Origin of the sequence: Liquorilactobacillus sicerae, assembly GCF_029916425.1 — a bacterium.
Classification (GTDB): domain Bacteria; phylum Bacillota; class Bacilli; order Lactobacillales; family Lactobacillaceae; genus Liquorilactobacillus; species Liquorilactobacillus sicerae.
Genome location: NZ_JAHAVQ010000357.1, coordinates 1 through 390, shown reverse-complemented (window position 1 = coordinate 390; position 390 = coordinate 1). Strand labels below are relative to the sequence as shown.

Here is a 390-nt window from a genome sequence, read left to right as displayed (position 1 = left end):
CCTATGCCACGATTACTTCATCTACAGCAATGAATCAAACTGCTCAGATTTATGAAGGTTCAAGAAACGATGGAATTTATACAAGCGGTCCGGCATATACCAGCGCGGCGACAATGGTCGCCAATGGTAGCGCCTCAACTTATAATGGCGATTCGGTCACAATTCTCAAATCGGACGTTACTAAACGTTCTAACGGATTGATTTACACCTATTATCAGGTAAAAGACGGTTCGTCCACTTTTTGGATCGATTCAAGGGGTGTAACTCAAAAGGTTTTGAATATAAGTACAAGTGGCCTAACAACAGCACAGAAAAACTGGTTAAACAATATTGCTCCTGCGGCAGCCGAAGTTGCTGATTCCAATGGCCTTTATGCTTCTGTCATGGTAG

Annotated in this window: 1 protein-coding gene; it reads left to right on the top strand. The window is 42.8% G+C overall.

The features are described 5' to 3' along the window. On the top strand, positions 1 to 390 hold a 390-nt coding region (locus tag KH893_RS12820; RefSeq protein WP_281166400.1), incomplete at both ends, for an SH3-like domain-containing protein.